Origin of the sequence: Candidatus Alistipes pullistercoris (assembly GCF_027665465.1) — a bacterium.
Taxonomy (GTDB): domain Bacteria; phylum Bacteroidota; class Bacteroidia; order Bacteroidales; family Rikenellaceae; genus Alistipes_A; species Alistipes_A hominis.
Window position 1 is genome coordinate 458713 of sequence record NZ_JAQDED010000001.1, and the last position, 18011, is coordinate 476723.

General features: G+C 56.5%; 17 protein-coding genes. 6 read left to right on the forward strand and 11 right to left on the reverse strand.

The window, feature by feature from the left end:
• Window positions 1–11: 11 nt before the first annotated feature.
• Genes PGR91_RS02060 through PGR91_RS02070 form a run of 3 tightly spaced genes read right to left on the reverse strand, consistent with a single transcriptional unit; the run spans window position 12 to window position 3330 of the window.
• Window positions 12–1292 carry an MFS transporter gene (locus PGR91_RS02060; RefSeq protein ID WP_101571925.1) on the reverse strand — a complete coding sequence of 427 codons (1281 nt, stop codon included), beginning with the start codon at window positions 1290–1292 and terminating at the stop codon, window positions 12–14.
• Between the two features lie 36 nt (window positions 1293–1328).
• Window positions 1329–2393, reverse strand: coding sequence for an aldose epimerase family protein (locus tag PGR91_RS02065; protein WP_101571927.1), 1065 nt, complete (start codon window positions 2391–2393; stop codon window positions 1329–1331).
• A gap of 22 nt (window positions 2394–2415) precedes the next feature.
• Window positions 2416–3330 (reverse strand): nucleotidyltransferase family protein, encoded by a 915-nt coding sequence (locus PGR91_RS02070; RefSeq protein WP_172970724.1) that lies wholly within the window; start codon window positions 3328–3330, stop codon window positions 2416–2418.
• A 264-nt stretch (window positions 3331–3594) separates the two neighbouring features.
• Between PGR91_RS02070 and PGR91_RS02075 the strand changes: the two genes are divergently transcribed.
• Genes PGR91_RS02075 through radA form a run of 4 tightly spaced genes read left to right on the forward strand, consistent with a single transcriptional unit; the run spans window position 3595 to window position 8441 of the window.
• Window positions 3595–4470 carry a murein hydrolase activator EnvC family protein gene (locus tag PGR91_RS02075; protein WP_118655525.1) on the forward strand — a complete coding sequence of 292 codons (876 nt, stop codon included), beginning with the start codon at window positions 3595–3597 and terminating at the stop codon, window positions 4468–4470.
• Window positions 4471–4524: 54 nt separating this feature from the next.
• Window positions 4525–5679 carry a 1-deoxy-D-xylulose-5-phosphate reductoisomerase gene (locus PGR91_RS02080; protein WP_055202783.1) on the forward strand — a complete coding sequence of 385 codons (1155 nt, stop codon included), beginning with the start codon at window positions 4525–4527 and terminating at the stop codon, window positions 5677–5679.
• Window positions 5680–5710: 31 nt separating this feature from the next.
• Complete coding sequence (gene rseP, locus PGR91_RS02085) at window positions 5711–7042, forward strand: RIP metalloprotease RseP (protein WP_118457097.1); 1332 nt, start codon at window positions 5711–5713, stop codon at window positions 7040–7042.
• 16 nt (window positions 7043–7058) lie between these two features.
• Entirely contained in the window at window positions 7059–8441 is a 1383-nt protein-coding gene (radA, locus tag PGR91_RS02090; protein ID WP_118655527.1) for a DNA repair protein RadA, read from the forward strand.
• Between the two features lie 49 nt (window positions 8442–8490).
• Here the strand turns inward: radA and yidD are convergent, their stop codons facing one another.
• From yidD to PGR91_RS02130, 8 genes are all read right to left on the reverse strand, one after another.
• Complete coding sequence (gene yidD / locus PGR91_RS02095; protein ID WP_101571933.1) at window positions 8491–8751, reverse strand: membrane protein insertion efficiency factor YidD; 261 nt, start codon at window positions 8749–8751, stop codon at window positions 8491–8493.
• The gene (locus tag PGR91_RS02100) at window positions 8708–9106 is read right to left on the reverse strand and encodes a ribonuclease P protein component (protein ID WP_228385738.1); all 399 of its coding nucleotides are present in this window, start codon (window positions 9104–9106) and stop codon (window positions 8708–8710) included. The genes yidD and PGR91_RS02100 overlap by 44 nt, the downstream gene beginning before the upstream one ends.
• Window positions 9107–9116: 10 nt before the next feature.
• Window positions 9117–10055 (reverse strand): uroporphyrinogen-III synthase, encoded by a 939-nt coding sequence (locus PGR91_RS02105; RefSeq protein ID WP_118457101.1) that lies wholly within the window; start codon window positions 10053–10055, stop codon window positions 9117–9119.
• A gap of 79 nt (window positions 10056–10134) precedes the next feature.
• Window positions 10135–10965: a DUF4271 domain-containing protein gene (locus PGR91_RS02110; RefSeq protein ID WP_118655529.1), complete on the reverse strand. Its 831-nt coding sequence runs from the start codon at window positions 10963–10965 to the stop codon at window positions 10135–10137.
• Window positions 10966–10971: 6 nt separating this feature from the next.
• Window positions 10972–12132, reverse strand: a complete 1161-nt coding sequence (locus PGR91_RS02115) for an ATP-binding protein (protein WP_055202794.1) — start codon at window positions 12130–12132, stop codon at window positions 10972–10974.
• Window positions 12133–12183: 51 nt separating this feature from the next.
• Window positions 12184–13857, reverse strand: a complete 1674-nt coding sequence (locus PGR91_RS02120) for a S41 family peptidase (protein WP_182424196.1) — start codon at window positions 13855–13857, stop codon at window positions 12184–12186.
• Between the two features lie 134 nt (window positions 13858–13991).
• Window positions 13992–14462: a hypothetical protein gene (locus PGR91_RS02125; RefSeq protein ID WP_228385737.1), complete on the reverse strand. Its 471-nt coding sequence runs from the start codon at window positions 14460–14462 to the stop codon at window positions 13992–13994.
• Window positions 14463–14553: 91 nt separating this feature from the next.
• Window positions 14554–15132, reverse strand: coding sequence for a 5-formyltetrahydrofolate cyclo-ligase (locus PGR91_RS02130; protein ID WP_055202799.1), 579 nt, complete (start codon window positions 15130–15132; stop codon window positions 14554–14556).
• Between the two features lie 184 nt (window positions 15133–15316).
• Here PGR91_RS02130 and PGR91_RS02135 point away from each other — a divergent pair, with 184 nt between their 5' ends.
• Complete coding sequence (locus PGR91_RS02135) at window positions 15317–16009, forward strand: fumarate reductase (protein WP_055202801.1); 693 nt, start codon at window positions 15317–15319, stop codon at window positions 16007–16009.
• Between the two features lie 42 nt (window positions 16010–16051).
• Window positions 16052–17995: a fumarate reductase/succinate dehydrogenase flavoprotein subunit gene (locus PGR91_RS02140; RefSeq protein WP_101571939.1), complete on the forward strand. Its 1944-nt coding sequence runs from the start codon at window positions 16052–16054 to the stop codon at window positions 17993–17995.
• Window positions 17996–18011: the final 16 nt, after the last annotated feature.

The following is an 18011-nucleotide window of genomic DNA, read 5'->3' on the forward strand; positions in this document are numbered from 1 at the left end:
GGACAGCGGAATTATTCGACCGGAATGTCCTTGTTCACGTTTCTGGAACCGACTTGGGCGTAATACAGGATGTAAGCCAGAGCGACGATAATCACCCAGAAACTGGCCAGGTAACCGAAACCGTCTGCAACGGCGCCCTGGATCAACGGCAGAACACCACCGCCGCATACCATCACCATGAAAATGCCGGACGCGGCGGCCGTATATTTACCCAGCCCCTCGACGGCCAGGTTGAAAATATTACCCCACATCACCGAGGTGCACAACCCGCAAAGGATCATCAACATGATACCGATCGGCACTTCAGCCAGACCGAACGAGATATCGGATTTGAACACCGGCATGTTGACCGTCGTCGACAGCGGCAGGAAGATCGCCAGCAGGATCAGCAGGATGCCCAGCGAAGAAACGAACGTCAGCATGGATTTGCTGGAAAATTTCGCACCCAGCGACGCGCCGGTCAAACGGCCGATCAGCATCAGGAACCAGTAGGTTCCGGCGATCGTCCCGGCGACCGTCGTATCGATAGCGAGACCGCCCTTATCGACGCTCTGCGTCATAAACAGGTTCGCAAAGTTGGCGATCCCTACTTCGACGCCCACGTAAAAGAAAATCGCCAGCGTTCCGAGAACGAAATGGCGGAACGAAAACGGACTGTGTTTCTCTTTTTCCTTTTTCGCGGTCACCAGATGCGGTTCCGGAATCTTCACGAACGAAAGTACGATAAACGCCAGCGCGAAAATTCCCATCGCCAGGAAAAGCGCCGGGTTGGCCTTGCTGATCGAGGCGCTGTATACGTCGCCCATCAGGTAGCCGACCAGCACCGGTACGATCGTAGCACCGATCGAGTTGCACGAACCGCCGAACTGCACCAGCTGGTTCCCGCGATTACCTCCGCCCCCGAGCGTATTGAGCATCGGGTTTACCACGGCGTTCAGCATACACATCGAAAAACCGGATACGAAAGCGCCGATCAGATAGACGGTAAAACTTTCGACCTGTCCGGACAGGAAAGAAATCCCTACGCCGACGAAACCGACGACAATGGCCGTAAGAGCCGTCTTCTTATAACCGATGCGTTGCAGCATGATACCCGCCGGAATACCCATGCAGGCGTAAGCGATGAAGTTGGCGAAGTTTCCCAACTGCGACATCCAGTTCGGTACCTGGAACTGTTCCTTCACGATAATGCCCATCGGGTTCTGAAGCCCCGTAACGAACGCGATCATGAAGAAGAGCGCGAACATCATCGCTATCGGCAATGCGTAACTCTTTTGTTTAGTTGATTCCATCCTTATCTATTTTAGGTTAATAATTGGCTCTGCGGATTAATTCGCATCCGTTTCGAAACGGAAGACGATTTTCTCGTTATAGATCTCCCCGGGACGCAATACGGTCGACGGAAAGCCGGGGCAGTTCGGACTGTTCGGATAGGCCTGGCACTCGATCGCCACGCCGGCGCGGCGCCCGTACGGATGGCCGCTGATACTTTGCGGACAGCCTTCCAGATAGTTTCCGGCATAGATATGGATCGACGGCTGGGTCGTCCGGATCCGCATCCGCCGTCCGCTCTGCGGGTCGTACAGCACGCCCGCTTCGGAAAGTTTTCCCTTTTCATACCCGTCGATCGCCCAGCTCTGGTCGTAACCGGAACCGAAACGCAGCGGTTCGTAATCGGCGTCGATCTCCGCGGACAGCGCTTTCGGTTCGCTGAAATCCATCGGCGTGCCTTTCACGTCGACCAACTCGCCGGTACAGACGCAGTCGGCGTCGTAGCGCAAGTATTTCGATCCGTTGATCTGAAGCAACTGATCCATCGCGCCCGGCCGATCCTCGCCTTTGAGGTTAAAATAGGAGTGATTCGTAAGGTTGATAATAGTAGGAGCGGTCGTCTTGGCGTAATAGGTAATCTCCAGCTCGCAATCGTCGCTCCAGTCGTAAACGACCTCGGCGTTCAGGTCGCCCGGATACCCCTGGTCGCCGTCGGGACTGAACAGCGAGAAAACGACCCGGTCGGTCTCCACGCGGCTCTCCCAAATTTTGTTCGCAAAGCCGTTGATGCCGCCGCCGTGCGTATGGTGCCGCCCTTCGGAGCAGTTCGCCGACAATCGGTATTCCACACCGTCCAACGTAAATTTCGCTCCCCGGATCCGGTTGGCGAACCGGCCGACCGTTTTCCCCATGCACGGCCCGTCGCCGAAATAACTTTTGAAATCGTCGTAACCGAGGGCCACGTTCGCGAGCCGGCCGTCCCGGTCGGGAACCTCCACCGATACGACCGTCGCGCCGATATTGGTCAACTTCACGGATGCGCCGCCCGCATTGGTCATCTTGTAAAGGACGATCGCTTCGCCTTCGGCGGTAAAACCCCAGATATTCTGTTCTATTTCCATCGTTTCGAGCGCTTTTGCGGGACTATGCCCAGAGTTTGTCGGGATAAACCCCGGCGGCGATCAACTTGCGGATCCGTTCGACGACGGCCGGGCGGTCTTCCTTGTAGGTTACGCCGAACCACTGGGCCGCGCTGTGCAGCACCCGCAACTGAGCCTTTCCGTCGGCAACCAATTTATTGACCATCGTCGGAATGTAAAATTCGGATTTCGGATTCCCGATATTGTCTTTCAGGTAGGCGCTGAAAAAATCTTCGGAATATTTGAAATAATCGGGCGTAAAACCGAACATGTTCATCGATACCAGCGTATCCCCGGCCAGCGGGAACACATTGCCCTTTTCGTCCTCGTAAACGATCTTGTCTTCGCGGCGCTCGATCTTCGTCCGCTCGACCATCGAGGTCAGGTTGCCGTTGCTATCGACGCTGCAGATGCCGCGCGATACGGACCCATAATCGGACAGCGTGTTTTTCAGTTCGTAACCGACCATGCAGTAATGGTTGCGCTGCGCGGCCACGCTGCGTAGGTAATCCGCGATGGTCTTATAAGCTTCCGCCCCGTAAAAGTCGTCGGCGTTGATCACGGCGAAAGGCTCCTCGCGGATCGTATCGGCGGCCATCATCACCGCATGGTTCGTCCCCCACGGCTTTACGCGGTCGGCGGGCACCGTAAACCCGGCCGGCAATTTATCCAGTTCCTGAAAAACGAAATCGATCTCGATCTTACCTCCGAAACGTTCCGGCGTGAACATCTCCCGGAACTCCTTTTCGAACAGGTGACGGATCACGAAAACCACGCGGCCGAATCCGGCGCGGATGGCATCGTAGATCGAATAGTCGATAATAGCCTCTCCGCCCGGCCCCACGCCGTCCATCTGTTTCAACGAACCGTACCGGGATCCCATTCCCGCAGCCAATACCAAAAGTGTAGGTTTTACCATGTTTTTGTCGTCTTTTTAAATCTTCGTTTCGGCCGCGGACGCATCGTCCCGCATCGGAAATACCGCCGCCCCGGATCGGAAAACAGGACGGAAAGCGGGTATCCGCGTCCAAACGCTACGCAAATTTACACTTTATAACTTATTTTCAAAATCGATTCCTCCGAAAAAACCGTCTGTCAAATAATCTTTGATATATTTTCCCCGTTCTGTCATTACCCGAGGGAAATTATTATCTTTGTAAGTCGAATTATGCATAAAAGTTCCATGAACTTCAAAACGAGCGTTTCATACTTCATACGGAACCTGCGCGAGAAGCACCGTCTCAGCATCCGGAATCAGCATAACGATTCGGAGGTTTGGTATATGTATATCAGCCCGTTGAACCTACTGGCCGGCTTTCTGGCGCTGGTGCTGATCCTGTTTATCGTCATCACGATCACCGTGGCCTACACGCCGGTGCTGGACCTGATTCCCGGTTATCCGGGCAACAAGTCGCGGACGATGTTGATCGAAAACATCATCCGGCTCGACTCGTTGGAACAGGAAGTGCGCAATATGCAGATATACAGTGACAACATCGCGCTCATCATGGCGGGTAAGAATCCCGTCACGCGGAATAACGTGCAGAACTCCGATTCGCTGTCGAAGAAAAACGCGGCCGCTGCGGCTACCATCGTCGAAGATTCGCTGCTGCGCAGACAGATGGAGACTCCCGGCGGCATTTACAGCCTGAACGACCCGGACGCGGCGCGCAAGAACCTGCGTAGCGCGATGGAGCTCTATACGCCGGTCAAAGGAGTCGTCACCGAAAAATTCAGTCCGATCGACAACCGGTACGGAACGACGCTCGCCACCGCAGGCAACCAGCAGGTGATGGCGGTGATGGACGGAACGGTCGTCTCGTCGTCATGGACGCCCGAAGACGGCTTCGTGCTGTTCATCCAGCACGGAGGCAATATGCTATCGGTTTACCGGCATAACACCAGCGTACTGAAAAAGGCGGGGGAACGCGTATCGAGCGGCGAGATCGTCGGTTACACCGGCGGCGAAAAATCCGCAGGCGGCGGACAGAACCTGTTCGAGTTCGAACTGTGGCATAACGGAACGCCGATCGATCCGGAAGGATACATCGTTTTTTAAACTATTTTAAATGAAGACGACGGAAAACCCGACACGGTTTTCCCTTTAACGGAAATGACACAAAGCAAACAGCGATTAGCCGTTCTCGGCTCGACCGGTTCGATCGGAACCCAGACGCTCGATATCGTCAGGCGATACGGCGACCGGTTCGAAATAACGACGCTGTCGGCCCACAGCAACTGGAAAAAGTTGGTCGAACAGGCCGTCGAATTCACCCCCGACAACGTGGTGATCGCCGACAAAACTCATTATACCGCCGTGCGAGACGCGTTGGCGGACCATCCGGTCAAAGTATACGCGGGCAGCGATGCGCTCGAACAGGTCGTCTGCTCGGAACAGGTCGACACGGTCGTCATGGCCCTGGTCGGTTACAGCGGGCTGTTCCCGACGGTCAGCGCGCTGAAACACGGCAAAAAAGTCGCGCTGGCCAACAAGGAGTGCCTGGTCGTGGCCGGAGAGATCGTCACCAGGCTGTCCGCCGAACACCGGGCTCCGATCATTCCGGTCGACTCGGAACATTCGGCCATTTTCCAATGCCTGACCGGCGAACATTCGGCGGTCGAAAAGGTGATCCTGACCGCATCCGGCGGCCCGTTCCTGCACCGCCCGGCCGAAGAACTCGAACGGGTCAGCGTCGAAGAGGCGTTGAACCACCCGAGCTGGTGCATGGGCGCGAAAGTCACGATCGACTCCGCCTCGCTGATGAACAAGGGTTTCGAGGTGATCGAAGCGCGCTGGCTGTTCGGACTGCGACCCGAACAGATCGACGTGGTCATCCACCCGCGCTCGGTAATCCACTCGATGGTACAGTTCGGCGACGGAGCCGTCAAAGCGCAAATCGGCACGCCGGACATGCACCTTCCGATCCAGTACGCGCTGACCTTTCCGCAGCGGTTGCCGCTGCAAGGCCCGCGGATCGACTTCTGTAAGTTGGGATGCCTCGAATTTTTCGAACCCGACCCGATGCGCTTCCCGAATCTCGCGCTGGCGTTCGAATGCCTGCGGCGCGGCGGCAATGCCGGAGCCGTACTGAACGCAGCGAACGAAGTGGCCGTAGCGGCATTCCTCGACCGGAAAATCCGCTTCACCGACATCGCCCGGATCAACGAAGAGACGCTCGGCCGGACGACGCTGCGCGAATGCGTTTCGCTGGAAGAGTACCGCCGCACCGATCGCGAAGCGCGGCAAACCGCCCTATCGATATTATAAATTCAAAATACTCACGTTAGTACGATAAAACATGGACATTCTGATTAAAATTCTGCAATTCATACTCAGTTTCTCGCTGCTGGTCATCATCCACGAATTCGGGCACTTCCTGTTCGCGCGGCTGTTCAAGACGCGCGTCGAAAAATTCTACCTGTTTTTCAACCCGTGGTTCTCGCTTTTCAAGTTCAAAAAGGGGGGCACCGAATACGGTATCGGCTGGATTCCGTTCGGCGGCTACGTGAAAATCGCCGGGATGATCGACGAGTCGATGGACACCGACCAGATGAAACAACCCGTCCAACCGTACGAGTTCCGGGCGAAACCGGCCTGGCAGCGATTGCTGATTATGGTCGGCGGCGTGCTGATGAATATCCTGCTCGCCGTATTCATCTACATCGGGATGAGCTATACGTGGGGAAAGACCTACCTCGACAACAAGGACGTCAAATACGGCTACGTCTACAACGATCTGGCCCGGGAAATGGGTTTCCGCAACGGCGATAAGATCGTCGACATCGACGGCGAAGCGGTCGAAGACGCCGGAGCGATCTGGCAGACGATCGTGATCGACCAGGCGAAAACCGTCACGGTCGACCGCGACGGACAGCGCGTCCGGATCGACATTCCGGAAGAAGCGATCGCCCAGTTGCTCAAATCGCCCGATTTCGCGACGGTACGGATCCCGTTCGTGGTCGGAGAGACGGTCGCCGGCGGTCCCGCCGCCCAGGCCGGACTGCTCGCCGGGGACACGCTGGTGTCGTTCAACGGCGAATCGATGCGCTACTTCGACCAGTACCGCCAGGCTTTCGAGACGTACGCATCCGACACGGTCACACTGGGCGTGATGCGCGATTCGGCGGGAATCACGCGGCTGATTACCCTTCCGGTCAAAGTTTCCGAGAAAGGGACGATCGGCGTCTATCCGGTATCCCCGGCCAGCCTGCTCGCGCTGAGCACGCACCGGTACAATTTCTGGCAGGCGATCCCGGCCGGTATCCAGCGGACAGGCAGCGAGATCAGCAGCTACGCCAAGCAAATCAAACTGATGTTCACACCGAAGACCGAAGCCTACAAATCGCTGGGAGGCGTGATCGCCATCGGCAACATCTTTCCGAACTACTGGAGCTGGGAACAGTTCTGGCGCATTACGGCGTTCCTGTCGGTCGTGCTGGCGGTTATGAACATCCTGCCGATCCCGGCGCTGGACGGCGGACACGTATTGTTCCTACTGGTCGAAGTAATCACCGGGCGACGACCGAGCGATAAATTCCTCGAACGGGCGCAACTCTTCGGCATCATCATCCTGTTCGCGCTGCTGATCTACGCGAACGGCAACGACATTTACCGCTTCTTCATCAAATAAACCGTTCCGACCCGCGATGGCCAAATTAAAAAAAGCGTTTTTCTGCCGCAGTTGCGGGTACGAGTCGGCCAAATGGGTCGGCAAATGCCCGGCGTGCGGCGAGTGGAATACGCTGGTCGAAGAGGTCGTCGGCAAGGAATCGGCGCGTACGACCTCGTTCGCACCGGCGCGCGGCAGCAACCGCCCCGTGCCGGTGCACGAGATCGAACGGCAGGCTTTCACGCGCACCGACCTGGCCAACGGCGAGGTGAATCGCGTGCTGGGCGGCGGCCTGGTGCAGGGCTCGATCATCCTGCTGGGCGGCGAACCGGGCATCGGCAAATCGACGCTGAGCCTGCAACTCGCGCTGAAAGCCGCCGGGCTGAAAACGCTGTACGTATCGGGCGAGGAGTCCCCGCACCAGATCAAGATGCGGGCCGAACGGATCGGTATCGTGAACGAAGCGTGTTACATTTACAGCGAGACGAACCTCGAAAACATCATCACCCAGATCACGCAGCACGGCCCCGACCTGGTCGTGATCGATTCGATCCAGACGATTTACACCGAAACGATCGACTCGTCGCCGGGCAGCGTGTCACAGATCCGCGAATCGGCCGCCTTGCTGCAAAAATATGCCAAGCAGACCGGCACGTCGATCATCGTAATCGGACACATCACCAAGGACGGCATCATCGCCGGCCCGAAAATCCTGGAACACATCGTCGACGTGGTGCTGCAATTCGAAGGCGACAACAACAACATCTACCGCATCCTGCGCAGCATCAAGAACCGGTTCGGAGCGACATTCGAGATCGGCGTATTCGAAATGCGCGGCGAAGGGCTGATCGAGGTCGACAATCCGTCCGAAATCCTGTTGTCGCACTACGACGAACCGTTGAGCGGCATCGCCGTCGGCGCGGCCGTCGACGGGGCCCGGTCATACCTGATCGAGACCCAGGCGCTGGTCAGCACGGCCGCCTACGGCACGCCGCAGCGCTCGGCGACCGGGTTCGACTCGCGGCGGCTGAACATGCTGCTGGCCGTACTCGAAAAACGGGTCGGCCTGAAGATGTACCAGAAAGACGTCTTTTTAAATTTTGCGGGAGGGTTCAAGATCAGCGACACGGGGCTCGACATGAGCGTCATCGCGGCCATCCTGTCGTCGTATTTCGACCGGCCGGTAGACCGGGAAACCTGTTTCGCCGGAGAGATCGGCCTGTCCGGCGAAGTACGTCCCGCTCCCCGCAGCGAACAACGCATCGGCGAAGCGGCCCGGCTCGGCTTCCGACGGATCGTCGTATCGGGCTACCTGCGCAAAAGCCTTCCGAAGCCGCCAAAAGGCATCGAAGTCGTCTATATCAACAAACTGGAAGAGCTGGGACGCATCGTCTTCGGCGTTTCCGGGCCGGTCGAGTAATCCCTTTTATTGCTTACTAAAATCGCTCCGGGAAGTCCGTCCGTTCCGTTTACGGAACCGGATCGTAACCGCTTCCTCCCCACGGATGGCAACGCAGAATTCGCCTCAGGCCCAGATAGCTCCCCTTGAACAGGCCGTGCTTTCGCAGGGCTTCGGCGCAGTACTCCGAGCAGGTGGGCGTGAAACGGCAGGAAGGGGGCGTAAAAGGAGAGATGCAATGACGATATATCCAGATCAACCCCAGCAAAGGGGCTAAAATAAGCCCCTTAAATCCTTTCGGAAAGGTTCCGGATGATCTTCTGCACGGCATTTTCGATCGACGTATAATCGGCTATCTCTTTGGAAACATACAACAGGCCCAGGTTGAACCGTCCGCCTCCCGAGATCTCCCGCAGGGGATTCCGGTTCAGGCGGTAAGCCTCCCGTATCCGGCGTTTCAACAGGTTGCGCACGTTGGCCCGTTTGTGATTGCGCTTCGAAACGGAAACCAGCACCGACAGCCCGCCTTCGTCCGTCGCGTCGCCGGCATCGTCCTCCCCGGTGAGAAATACGTAACGGATCGGGTAGACGACACCGCTTTCGCCCTTTTCGAACAGGCGGGCGATCTGCTTGCGCGACCGAAGCCGCTCCGCACGGGGAAACGTATGATCCGAACTCTCCATCATTCCCGCCGGGCTATTTCCCGGCGCTTTTGGTTGCGGCCCCTGCCGTTTTTACCGAGGCTTTTTTCAGCGCGGACGACGCTTGTTCGCCGGAAGCTGCTCCCGGTCTGGCGGCCGTGCGCACCCGTCTGCCTTTGGCGTATTTCGAACTTTCGATGAAAGTCAGGTCGGGCGACCGCTCCTCAAGCGTCACCGGCGGAACCTCCTCTCCGGCATTGATTTTCCGGATATAAATATCGAGCGCCTTGGTCATCGACGGAACTTCGGGCGTAGGCGCCATCACATGGACGGTCAGTCCTTCGGTCAGCGCGGCCTTGGCCGTCCCGTGGCCGAACGTCGCGATTTTCGGAGCGTTCTCCCCGAGCGTAAATTTTCCGGTCAGCGAGGCGATCTCGGACGGACTGTAAAAGACCAACAGATCGTACTTGCGGACATCGACCGCATCCAGGTCGGCGCTCACCGTACGGGCCAGGATCACCTTGCCGAACTGAAGTTTCATCTTCTCCATCGCCAGCGGCATCTCGGGCTTGTGCGGCTCGGAAAGCGTCAGCAGGAATTTCTCGTCCTTGTGCTTGGCGATCAGTTCGACCAGCGAAGAGAAAGTCCCTTCGGCAAAGAAGATTTTCCGCTTGCGGTAAACGATATATTTTTGCAAGTACAGGGCGATCGCCTCCGTATTGCAGAAATATTTCATGGTTTCGGGAATCGTAACGCGGGCTTCCTCGCAAATCCGAAAGAAATTATCGATCGTAACGCGGCTCGTGAAAATAACAGCCGTATGCGCCAGGATATCCACCCGCTGGCTGCGGAACTCTTTCAGGGAGACCCCCTCCAGCTTAATGAACGGATGGAATTCCACATTCACGCGGTGCTTGAGCACGATCTCATGAAAGGGAGATTTCTCGGCGATGACCGGAGCCGGTTGCGAGACTAAAACATTTTTAATTTTCAAAACAATAACTTGTTTATAGTTAGCTTCTTCTGATAACTCCGCCGTGAGACGGAACTGCTCCTCCTCCTCGGAAAAACACTCAGCAATTTCTGGCTACAACAAGCACGAAAAAGCTTATCGGAAACAATTCGACGGCACAAAGGTACAAAATCCATTGCAGAATTGAAACATCCCGCGCCACAAAGAAACGATAACTTTTCGCCAAATACAGCAGATAGAGCGCAGCGGCGAAAACGGCGGTACCGTGCAGTAGCCGGTCGATTCCGGGGCCTTCGGTGAGCGCTACGACCAAAAAAAGAGGAGTCAGCAGGATATATATAAACGACGAAAAAATACGGATCGTGAACCGGAGTTTCTCAAAAAAAAGATCGTTCCGGATCACTCCGCCGATGATCCGCGTCACGATCTTGCGGTAAACCGCAACGGCGGCGGCGGCAAACAGCACGGCCAGGCAGGCCAGGTCGGTCGCAAAAGGGATTTGCCGGGGCAACCACCCCTCGATGCCGTACAGTCCGCCGTAGCGAATCAACAGCCCGCCGATCAGCAGCATCCCCCACAGAGCCGTCCATGACAGGAACTTGCGGAAAAACAACGGATACTCGTCGTAAACCTTGTCAGATGAAACCCGCCCGGTCAGGATCTTGAACACGATCCCGATACTGCTCCGGTAGCTGTGGATCAGGTAACAGAAAACCATGAACACGGCCAGCACGACTCCCTGGTAAGCATAACTGTCCGTCAGGTGCGGCTGCAGGGCGGGCAGCGCCAAAGGATCGTACCCGTCCGGCCGTTCGGCCACTGTCCCCGACACGCCGAAAATATCGGCCTGCGAAGGAACGCTCGCCCCTTCGAGCGGCTCGATTTCCGGAAGGTAACAGTCGCAATCGGTAACGTAGCGGGACTCCATCATACCGGTCTATGAATAGATTTTTTTCAGGGCGATGCGGATGGTCGTTCCTTTGTCGATCTCGGAATCGAGCACGAAGATCTTACCGCCGTGGTATCCGTCGATAATCCGTTTGCTGAGCGAAAGTCCGAGCCCCCAACCGCGCGTTTTGGTCGTAAAACCGGGTTCGAAGATCCGTTTGAAATTCCCCTTCGCGATCCCCTTGCCGCTGTCCCGGACATCGACGTAAATCCAGTTGGCGTCGCTGGAGAGTTTGACGTCGATCGTCCCGGTTCCCGACAAAGCGTCCATCGCGTTTTTCAACAGATTTTCGATCACCCATTCGAAAAGCGCTTCGTTGATCATCGCCTTTTGCTGAGCCATCGCCAGCCCGTTATAGGTCAGCGTGACGTTCTTCGGTACGCGCGTGCGGAAATAGATCACGCTGTTGCCGACGATCTCGTTGATCACCCCTTCGCTGAGCGGAGTCGCGGCCCCGATTTTCGAGAACCGGTCGACCACCTTGGTCAGCCGGACGATATCCTTGCCCATCTCGTCGATGGCGGTCTGGTCGATGTTCTGGGTTTTCAGGTATTCGAGCCACCCGAGCAGCGAAGAGGTCGGCGTACCCAACTGGTGGGCCGTCTCCTTCGCCAGCCCGATCCAGACGCGGTTCTGCTCGTCCTGCTTCGTCGAACGGAACGTGATGTATCCGAACACGACAAACACGATGATCACCAGCAACTGGATGTACGGGAAATAGACCAGCGTCTTGAGCAGCCGGGATTCGTCGAAAAAGATATACAGCGTCTCGTTGTACAGCGTCTGCACCTTCAGGTGCGGATTGACCTTCGTCATCTGGTCGAGCTTGTCGCGCAACAGGTTCGGATGATTCAGGATGTAATCGGGAATCAGATGCGAATACTCCACCCGCAACGCCCCGTCGGTCAGAATGAACGGAATGTTGTTGCGCGTGGTGATGATCGACAGCAACAGGGGGTTCCCCGGGTCGGCCCCCAGCTCGCGGAAGGCCGCCGCCCAGATCGCCACCTCGTTCTGTTCTTTCTCCCGGAGCTGGCGCGCCATATCGTTGGTGAACAACAGCGACGAGATCCCGATCACCATCCCCAGAACGATGATGACCACCCGGCTCCGAAAAGAAAGCATCTTATGCAGCGCTCTTTTTTTCATAGTTTTACGGGAACCCGATGTCCCCTGTGTTTTGCGAATCGTCCCGGAAAGCTACTTGCGCGGAGTATCCTGCGAAGTCACGATCTGCCGGTAACGGTTTTGGTCTTTCAGCACTTCGACGGCCTGTCGTACTTCCGGATCGTGCAGCGCCGTATGACGGGCGACTCCGGTCTCGTAATGGTAACGCAAGATAATCTCGTCGCCGATCAGCTTACGAATCTCGTCGCCGAACAATTCGAGGTCGGTATTTTTATCGTCTTTCAGTTTTTCGCCGATCGCGTCGAGTTCGCCGGAGATTCGGTCGAGGTATTTTTCCCGCTCGGCTTTCTTACGCAGATCTTTGACGGCTTCCAGAGTTTCCGACTCGAAATCCATCTCCTTGTCCTGCATGAAAGCGACGAAAAGACCGTATTCCCCGTCCGGCAATTCGAACGTATCCGCATCCACGCCTTCGCGGTGCCGTTTGTAGTAATCGTTCGCAAAATCCTCGATATATCCTTTGCCGTAAAGCGCCATCGTGAAACGGCTGGTATAGACCGGGTCGAGACGGACGTCCGGCATTACGCCGCCCCCGTCGTACACTTTCCGCCCGGCGGCGGTCTCGTACTCCCGAATCAACGAATCCGGCACCAGCCCCACGCTGCCGTCGTCGTTGCGGTGCGTATAATCGATCGCCTGGATACAACGGCCGCTGGGAATGTAATATTTCGCGGTAGTCACTTTCAGGAAAGCGTTGTACCCCAGCGGACGCGGAGTCTGCACCAATCCTTTGCCGAACGTCCGCTGTCCGACCAGCACGGCACGGTCGAGATCCTGCAACGCTCCCGACACGATCTCGGCGGCAGAGGCCGTCATACTGTTCACCAGCACGGCGATCGGAATTTGCGTATCGAGCGGTTCGGCTTGCGTCACGAACGTCGCGTCGGATGATTTCGTGCGGCCGTGCATCGACACGACTTCGGTGCCTTTGGGCACGAACATCGAAAGAATCTTCACGGCTTCCTGCAAAATGCCGCCGCCATTGCCCCGCAGGTCGATGATCAGCGAAGTGATCCCCTGTTTTTTCAGTTTCTCGAAAGCGGTCCGCATATCGTCGCTGCAATCCTCCGAGAAATCGTCGTGCAAGATATAACCCACATCGCCGTCGATCACGCCGTAATAAGGGACCCCTGAGATCACGATCCGCTCCCGCTTGACCGAAACATCGACCGGATTGCCCGTCAGCAGTTTCTCGACGGTCAGTTTCATCGAAGTGCCGGGCGTTCCTTTCAACAATTCGCTAACTTTCGAAACGTCGTACCCTTTCAGGTTCTCGCCGTCGACGGCCAACAGCTTGTCTCCGATAACCAGCCCCGCCTTATCGGCCGGAAAACCCTCGTACGGCTGGGCGATCGCCACGTAATCGCCGCTCTTGCGGATCAGGGCCCCGATACCGCCGTACTTGCCGGTCGTCTGTATTTCGAAATCGGCCATTTTATTCTCCGGAATCAGTTCGGTGTAAGGGTCCAGGTTCTCGACCATGCCGGCCGCAGCGTCCTCGAGCAGTTTGTCCGTATCGACCGAATCGACATAGGAGAGACTGACCTCGCGGAACATGTTGAACAGGATCTGGATATTCCGTCCGAGCGCGAAATCGGGACGCGACGCAGCCAGCGAAAATCCCGCTGCCGCCACGATCGCACCGATCGCCAACACGTATTTGAGTCGCTTATACACTCTTTCCATTTTTATAACATTTCCTTATCTAACGTTCGTAAAAAACAAAGCGGTATGCCCCGTCCGCTCATTTTTTTATCCCCAAAGCGGGAATACGAATCATATTATTTACAACCAAATCTTTACGCATTTCCGAAAACCGGTCAGTTTTCGATGTGCGACCGGAGCCGGAACTCCGCTTTCACGACCTCCTTGCGAATGCCGTCCAACACGACGGAACCGCCCGCATCGGTTACGGCGATCCGGTCTTCCCACAGCAGCAAAGCCCTTTTCAGCGGCGACGAAGCCCGGAAGACCATCGTCCCGTCCTGTTCCCGAACCAGCGAAAAACCGTTTGCCCGGAACGTACTGAGAATCAACTCCCGGTCACCGGTAAAATCGGCCGCCACCGTCCGCCGGGCAAACCCGAATTTCGGATAAAAAGCCGCCACGACGACGATCACAGCCAACATCAGCCGTCCCCGCTGCGACCCGAACAGTTCGGCCAGATCGCGCCCGGCATCCGCTCGCGACGTCCCGGTCGCCAGCATCAGCGTGAAGACCAGCGTAAAAAGCAACAACAGCCACACGAGGTATTTCAGCGACCGGACTATATAAGTTTTTCCATCCATCATGATTCGCATTTAAGTTTTTTCGACGGCGTACCGAATGCAAAGATAGCGGATTTTTGCGAACGGTTTCCGAATTTCGCGGGATACGAACGAATTATAAAGACCGTAAAGCGCCGTCCCGGTACCAGCGCGCCTCCCGTTCCGACCCGCATACGACCCAGTCGACCGGCACGTCGTGCGCATCGGCGGGAACATGCTCGAAAAACTGGTATTCGAAACAAACGCCGATTTTCAGCGGTCCTTCGCGCGTCAGCAACCGATCGTAGAATCCTTTGCCGTGCCCGAGACGGTTTCCGTACGGATCGTACCCCATGGCCGGAACCACGATCAGGTCGATCCGCCGCAGGCAGGTCTCTTCCTCCCCGACCGGCTCCCTGATCCCGAAACGGGCCTCCCGCAGTTCGTTTCGGCCGGTAAACTTCCTGAGCGACAGTCCGTCGCCTCGCATTACCGGAAGGTAAACCTTTTTGCGGACGGCCCATTTTTCGACGAAAGCATGTGTATCTACCTCCGCAGGCAGCGACCAATAAAGCGCCACGCTCGCGGCATCGGCGAACGGCGGGAAACGGCCGACGGCTTCCATGACCCGCTGCGACATCGCGGCTCGCGTCCGCCCGTCGTACAGTTCTCCGCGATCGCGAACGATCCGGCGCAACGCACTCTTCGACTCCATACTCCAAATCCGGTTTAAAAACGGAATCCGAAGATACCGTTTTTTTCAAAAAAATTAAAACTCCGGACAGAATATTCCGTCAAAAGATTGTTATTTAAAAAACAATGGGATAACTTTGTACTCTGTTTTTTCGGAAGTACACGAAATGCGTAAATAACCAAAATCACTAAATTTCATTTTACTTATGGGCAATCTGTTTACATCTACAATCGGACGGAAACTGATTATGAGCATCTCAGGTCTTTTTCTGATCCTGTTCCTGTTGTTCCACATGTCGATGAACATTGCAGCCGTATTTTCCACCGAGGCCTACAATGCGATCTGTGAATTTCTGGGAGCGAACTGGTACGCACTCGCTGGGACGCTGATCCTGGCCGCCGGTTTCGTGGTGCATATCATCTATGCATCGATCCTGACGCTGCACAACCGCAGTTCGAGGGGCACGCAGCGTTATGCCGTGGAAGCTACGCCGAAATCGGTAACCTGGGCTTCGCGGAACATGTTCGTGCTGGGACTCGTCGTCGTATTGGGATTGCTGCTGCACCTTTACAACTTCTGGTATAACATGCAGTTCGCCGAAATCATCGGAGACCACTCGCTCGGAGCGTTCGGGCCGACCGACGGAGCGGCTTACATCGCCGACCTGTTCAGCAACCCGGTCTACTGCCTGATCTATCTGATCTGGTTCCTGGCCATCTGGTTCCACCTGACGCACGGTTTCTGGAGCGCCTTCCAGACGATCGGATGGGACAACCAGATCTGGATGAAACGCCTCAAATGCCTGGCCAACGTCTTTGCGACCGTCGTTTTCCTCGGTTTCGCTCTGGTCGTAGTCGTTTTCTACCTGCGCAGCCTGTGCGGCGGGTTCTGCTACTAATTTGATTGCACCAATTAGAAATAAAAAAACAAAAAATAAGATATGGTAAAGTTAGAATCGAAAGCTCCGCAGGGCCCGCTGGCCGACAAATGGAGCAAGCATAAGGCTGAAATCAAAGTGGTCAGCCCCGCCAATAAGAGAAAACTCGACATTATCGTAGTGGGTACCGGACTGGGCGGCGCATCCGCAGCCGCTTCGCTCGGCGAACTCGGATATAACGTAAAGGTATTCTGCATCAGCGACTCCCCGCGCCGCGCGCACAGCATCGCCGCGCAGGGAGGCATCAACGCCGCCAAGAACTACCAGAACGACAACGACTCGGTATACCGTCTTTTTTACGATACGATCAAGGGCGGCGACTACCGCGCCCGCGAAGCCAACGTATACCGTCTGGCCGAAGTATCGAATCATATTATCGACCAGTGCGTCGCACAGGGCGTTCCGTTCGCCCGCGATTACGGCGGACTGCTCGACAACCGTTCGTTCGGCGGCGCGCAGGTTTCGCGTACGTTTTACGCCCGCGGCCAGACCGGACAGCAGTTGCTGCTCGGCGCTTACGCCGCGCTGAACCGTCAGATCGCCAAAGGCAGCGTGAAAAGCTACCCGCGTCACGAGATGCTCGACCTGGTCATCGTAGACGGCAAAGCCCGCGGTATCATCACGCGCAACGTGGTAACCGGCGAAATCGAGCGGTTCGGCGCGCATGCCGTAGTGATCGCCACCGGCGGTTACGGAAACGTTTTCTTCCTGTCTACCAACGCAATGAACTCGAACGGTTCGGCCGCATGGCAGTGCTATAAGAAAGGCGCCGTATTCGCAAACCCGTGTTTCACGCAGATTCACCCGACCTGTATTCCGGTACACGGAACGCAACAGTCGAAACTGACGCTGATGTCCGAATCGCTGCGCAACGACGGCCGCATTTGGGTTCCGAAGAAAAAAGAGGACGTCGAAAAGATCCGCGCGAAGAAACTGAAACCTTCGCAGATCCCGGAAGAAGACCGCGACTACTACCTCGAACGCCGTTACCCGGCCTTCGGGAATCTCGTGCCGCGCGACGTGGCGTCGCGCGCCGCCAAAGAGCGTTGCGACGCCGGCTTCGGGGTCAACGAGACCGGCCTGGCCGTATTCCTCGACTTTTCGACCGCAATCAACCGCCTCGGCGAACAGACGATCCGCGAACGTTACGGCAACCTGTTCCAGATGTACGAAAAGATCACCGACGTCAATCCTTACAAAGAACCGATGACGATCTATCCGGCCGTGCACTATACGATGGGCGGTATCTGGGTGGATTACAACTTGATGACCACGATCCCCGGCCTGTATGCGATCGGCGAGGCCAACTTCTCCGACCACGGCGCGAACCGTCTGGGCGCATCGGCGCTGATGCAGGGTTTGGCCGACGGCTATTTCGTACTGCCGTATACGATCGGCGACTACCTGTCGCACGAAATTCAGACTCCGAAAATAAAGACCGACCTGCCCGAATTCGAGGTAGCCGAAAAAGGCGTCCGCGAAAAGATCGCCAAGTTGCTGTCGATCCAGGGTAAAGAGACGGTGGACGACCTGCACAAAAAGCTGGGACACATCATGTGGGAAAACGTCGGCATGGCCCGCAGCAAGGAGAGCCTCGAAAAAGCGATCGTCGAAATTCAGGCGCTGCGCAAGTCGTTCTGGGCGAACGTCCGCGTGCCGGGAACCGACAAAGAGTTCAACCAGGAACTCGAGAAGGCCGTTCGTCTGGCCGACTTCCTCGAACTGGGCGAACTGATGGCCCGCGACGCCCTGAACCGGAACGAATCCTGCGGCGGTCACTTCCGCGTGGAGTACCAGACCCCGGAAGGCGAAGCGCTGCGCGACGACGAACACTACGTATACGTGGCTGCATGGGAATATACCGGCAAGGACAAGGAACCGGAACTGGTCAAAGAACCGCTGGCATTCGAAACCGTGCATCTGGCCCAGCGCAACTACAAGGATTAATTGAGTCAAACAGGTA

What these genes read in the sequence shown, in the direction of transcription:
- PGR91_RS02065 (WP_101571927.1), bottom strand. Translation starts at nt 2,393, where the DNA reads ATGGAAATAGAACAGAATATCTGGGGTTTTACCGCCGAAGGCGAAGCG.
- PGR91_RS02075 (WP_118655525.1), top strand. Translation starts at nt 3,595, where the DNA reads ATGAACTTCAAAACGAGCGTTTCATACTTCATACGGAACCTGCGCGAG.
- PGR91_RS02070 (WP_172970724.1), bottom strand. Translation starts at nt 3,330, where the DNA reads ATGGTAAAACCTACACTTTTGGTATTGGCTGCGGGAATGGGATCCCGG.
- PGR91_RS02100 (WP_228385738.1), bottom strand. Translation starts at nt 9,106, where the DNA reads ATGATGGAGAGTTCGGATCATACGTTTCCCCGTGCGGAGCGGCTTCGG.
- PGR91_RS02120 (WP_182424196.1), bottom strand. Translation starts at nt 13,857, where the DNA reads ATGGAAAGAGTGTATAAGCGACTCAAATACGTGTTGGCGATCGGTGCG.
- PGR91_RS02060 (WP_101571925.1), bottom strand. Translation starts at nt 1,292, where the DNA reads ATGGAATCAACTAAACAAAAGAGTTACGCATTGCCGATAGCGATGATG.
- PGR91_RS02115 (WP_055202794.1), bottom strand. Translation starts at nt 12,132, where the DNA reads ATGAAAAAAAGAGCGCTGCATAAGATGCTTTCTTTTCGGAGCCGGGTG.
- PGR91_RS02080 (WP_055202783.1), top strand. Translation starts at nt 4,525, where the DNA reads ATGACACAAAGCAAACAGCGATTAGCCGTTCTCGGCTCGACCGGTTCG.
- PGR91_RS02125 (WP_228385737.1), bottom strand. Translation starts at nt 14,462, where the DNA reads ATGATGGATGGAAAAACTTATATAGTCCGGTCGCTGAAATACCTCGTG.
- PGR91_RS02130 (WP_055202799.1), bottom strand. Translation starts at nt 15,132, where the DNA reads ATGGAGTCGAAGAGTGCGTTGCGCCGGATCGTTCGCGATCGCGGAGAA.
- yidD (WP_101571933.1), bottom strand. Translation starts at nt 8,751, where the DNA reads ATGCCGTGCAGAAGATCATCCGGAACCTTTCCGAAAGGATTTAAGGGG.
- radA (WP_118655527.1), top strand. Translation starts at nt 7,059, where the DNA reads ATGGCCAAATTAAAAAAAGCGTTTTTCTGCCGCAGTTGCGGGTACGAG.
- PGR91_RS02135 (WP_055202801.1), top strand. Translation starts at nt 15,317, where the DNA reads ATGGGCAATCTGTTTACATCTACAATCGGACGGAAACTGATTATGAGC.
- rseP (WP_118457097.1), top strand. Translation starts at nt 5,711, where the DNA reads ATGGACATTCTGATTAAAATTCTGCAATTCATACTCAGTTTCTCGCTG.
- PGR91_RS02140 (WP_101571939.1), top strand. Translation starts at nt 16,052, where the DNA reads ATGGTAAAGTTAGAATCGAAAGCTCCGCAGGGCCCGCTGGCCGACAAA.
- PGR91_RS02110 (WP_118655529.1), bottom strand. Translation starts at nt 10,965, where the DNA reads ATGATGGAGTCCCGCTACGTTACCGATTGCGACTGTTACCTTCCGGAA.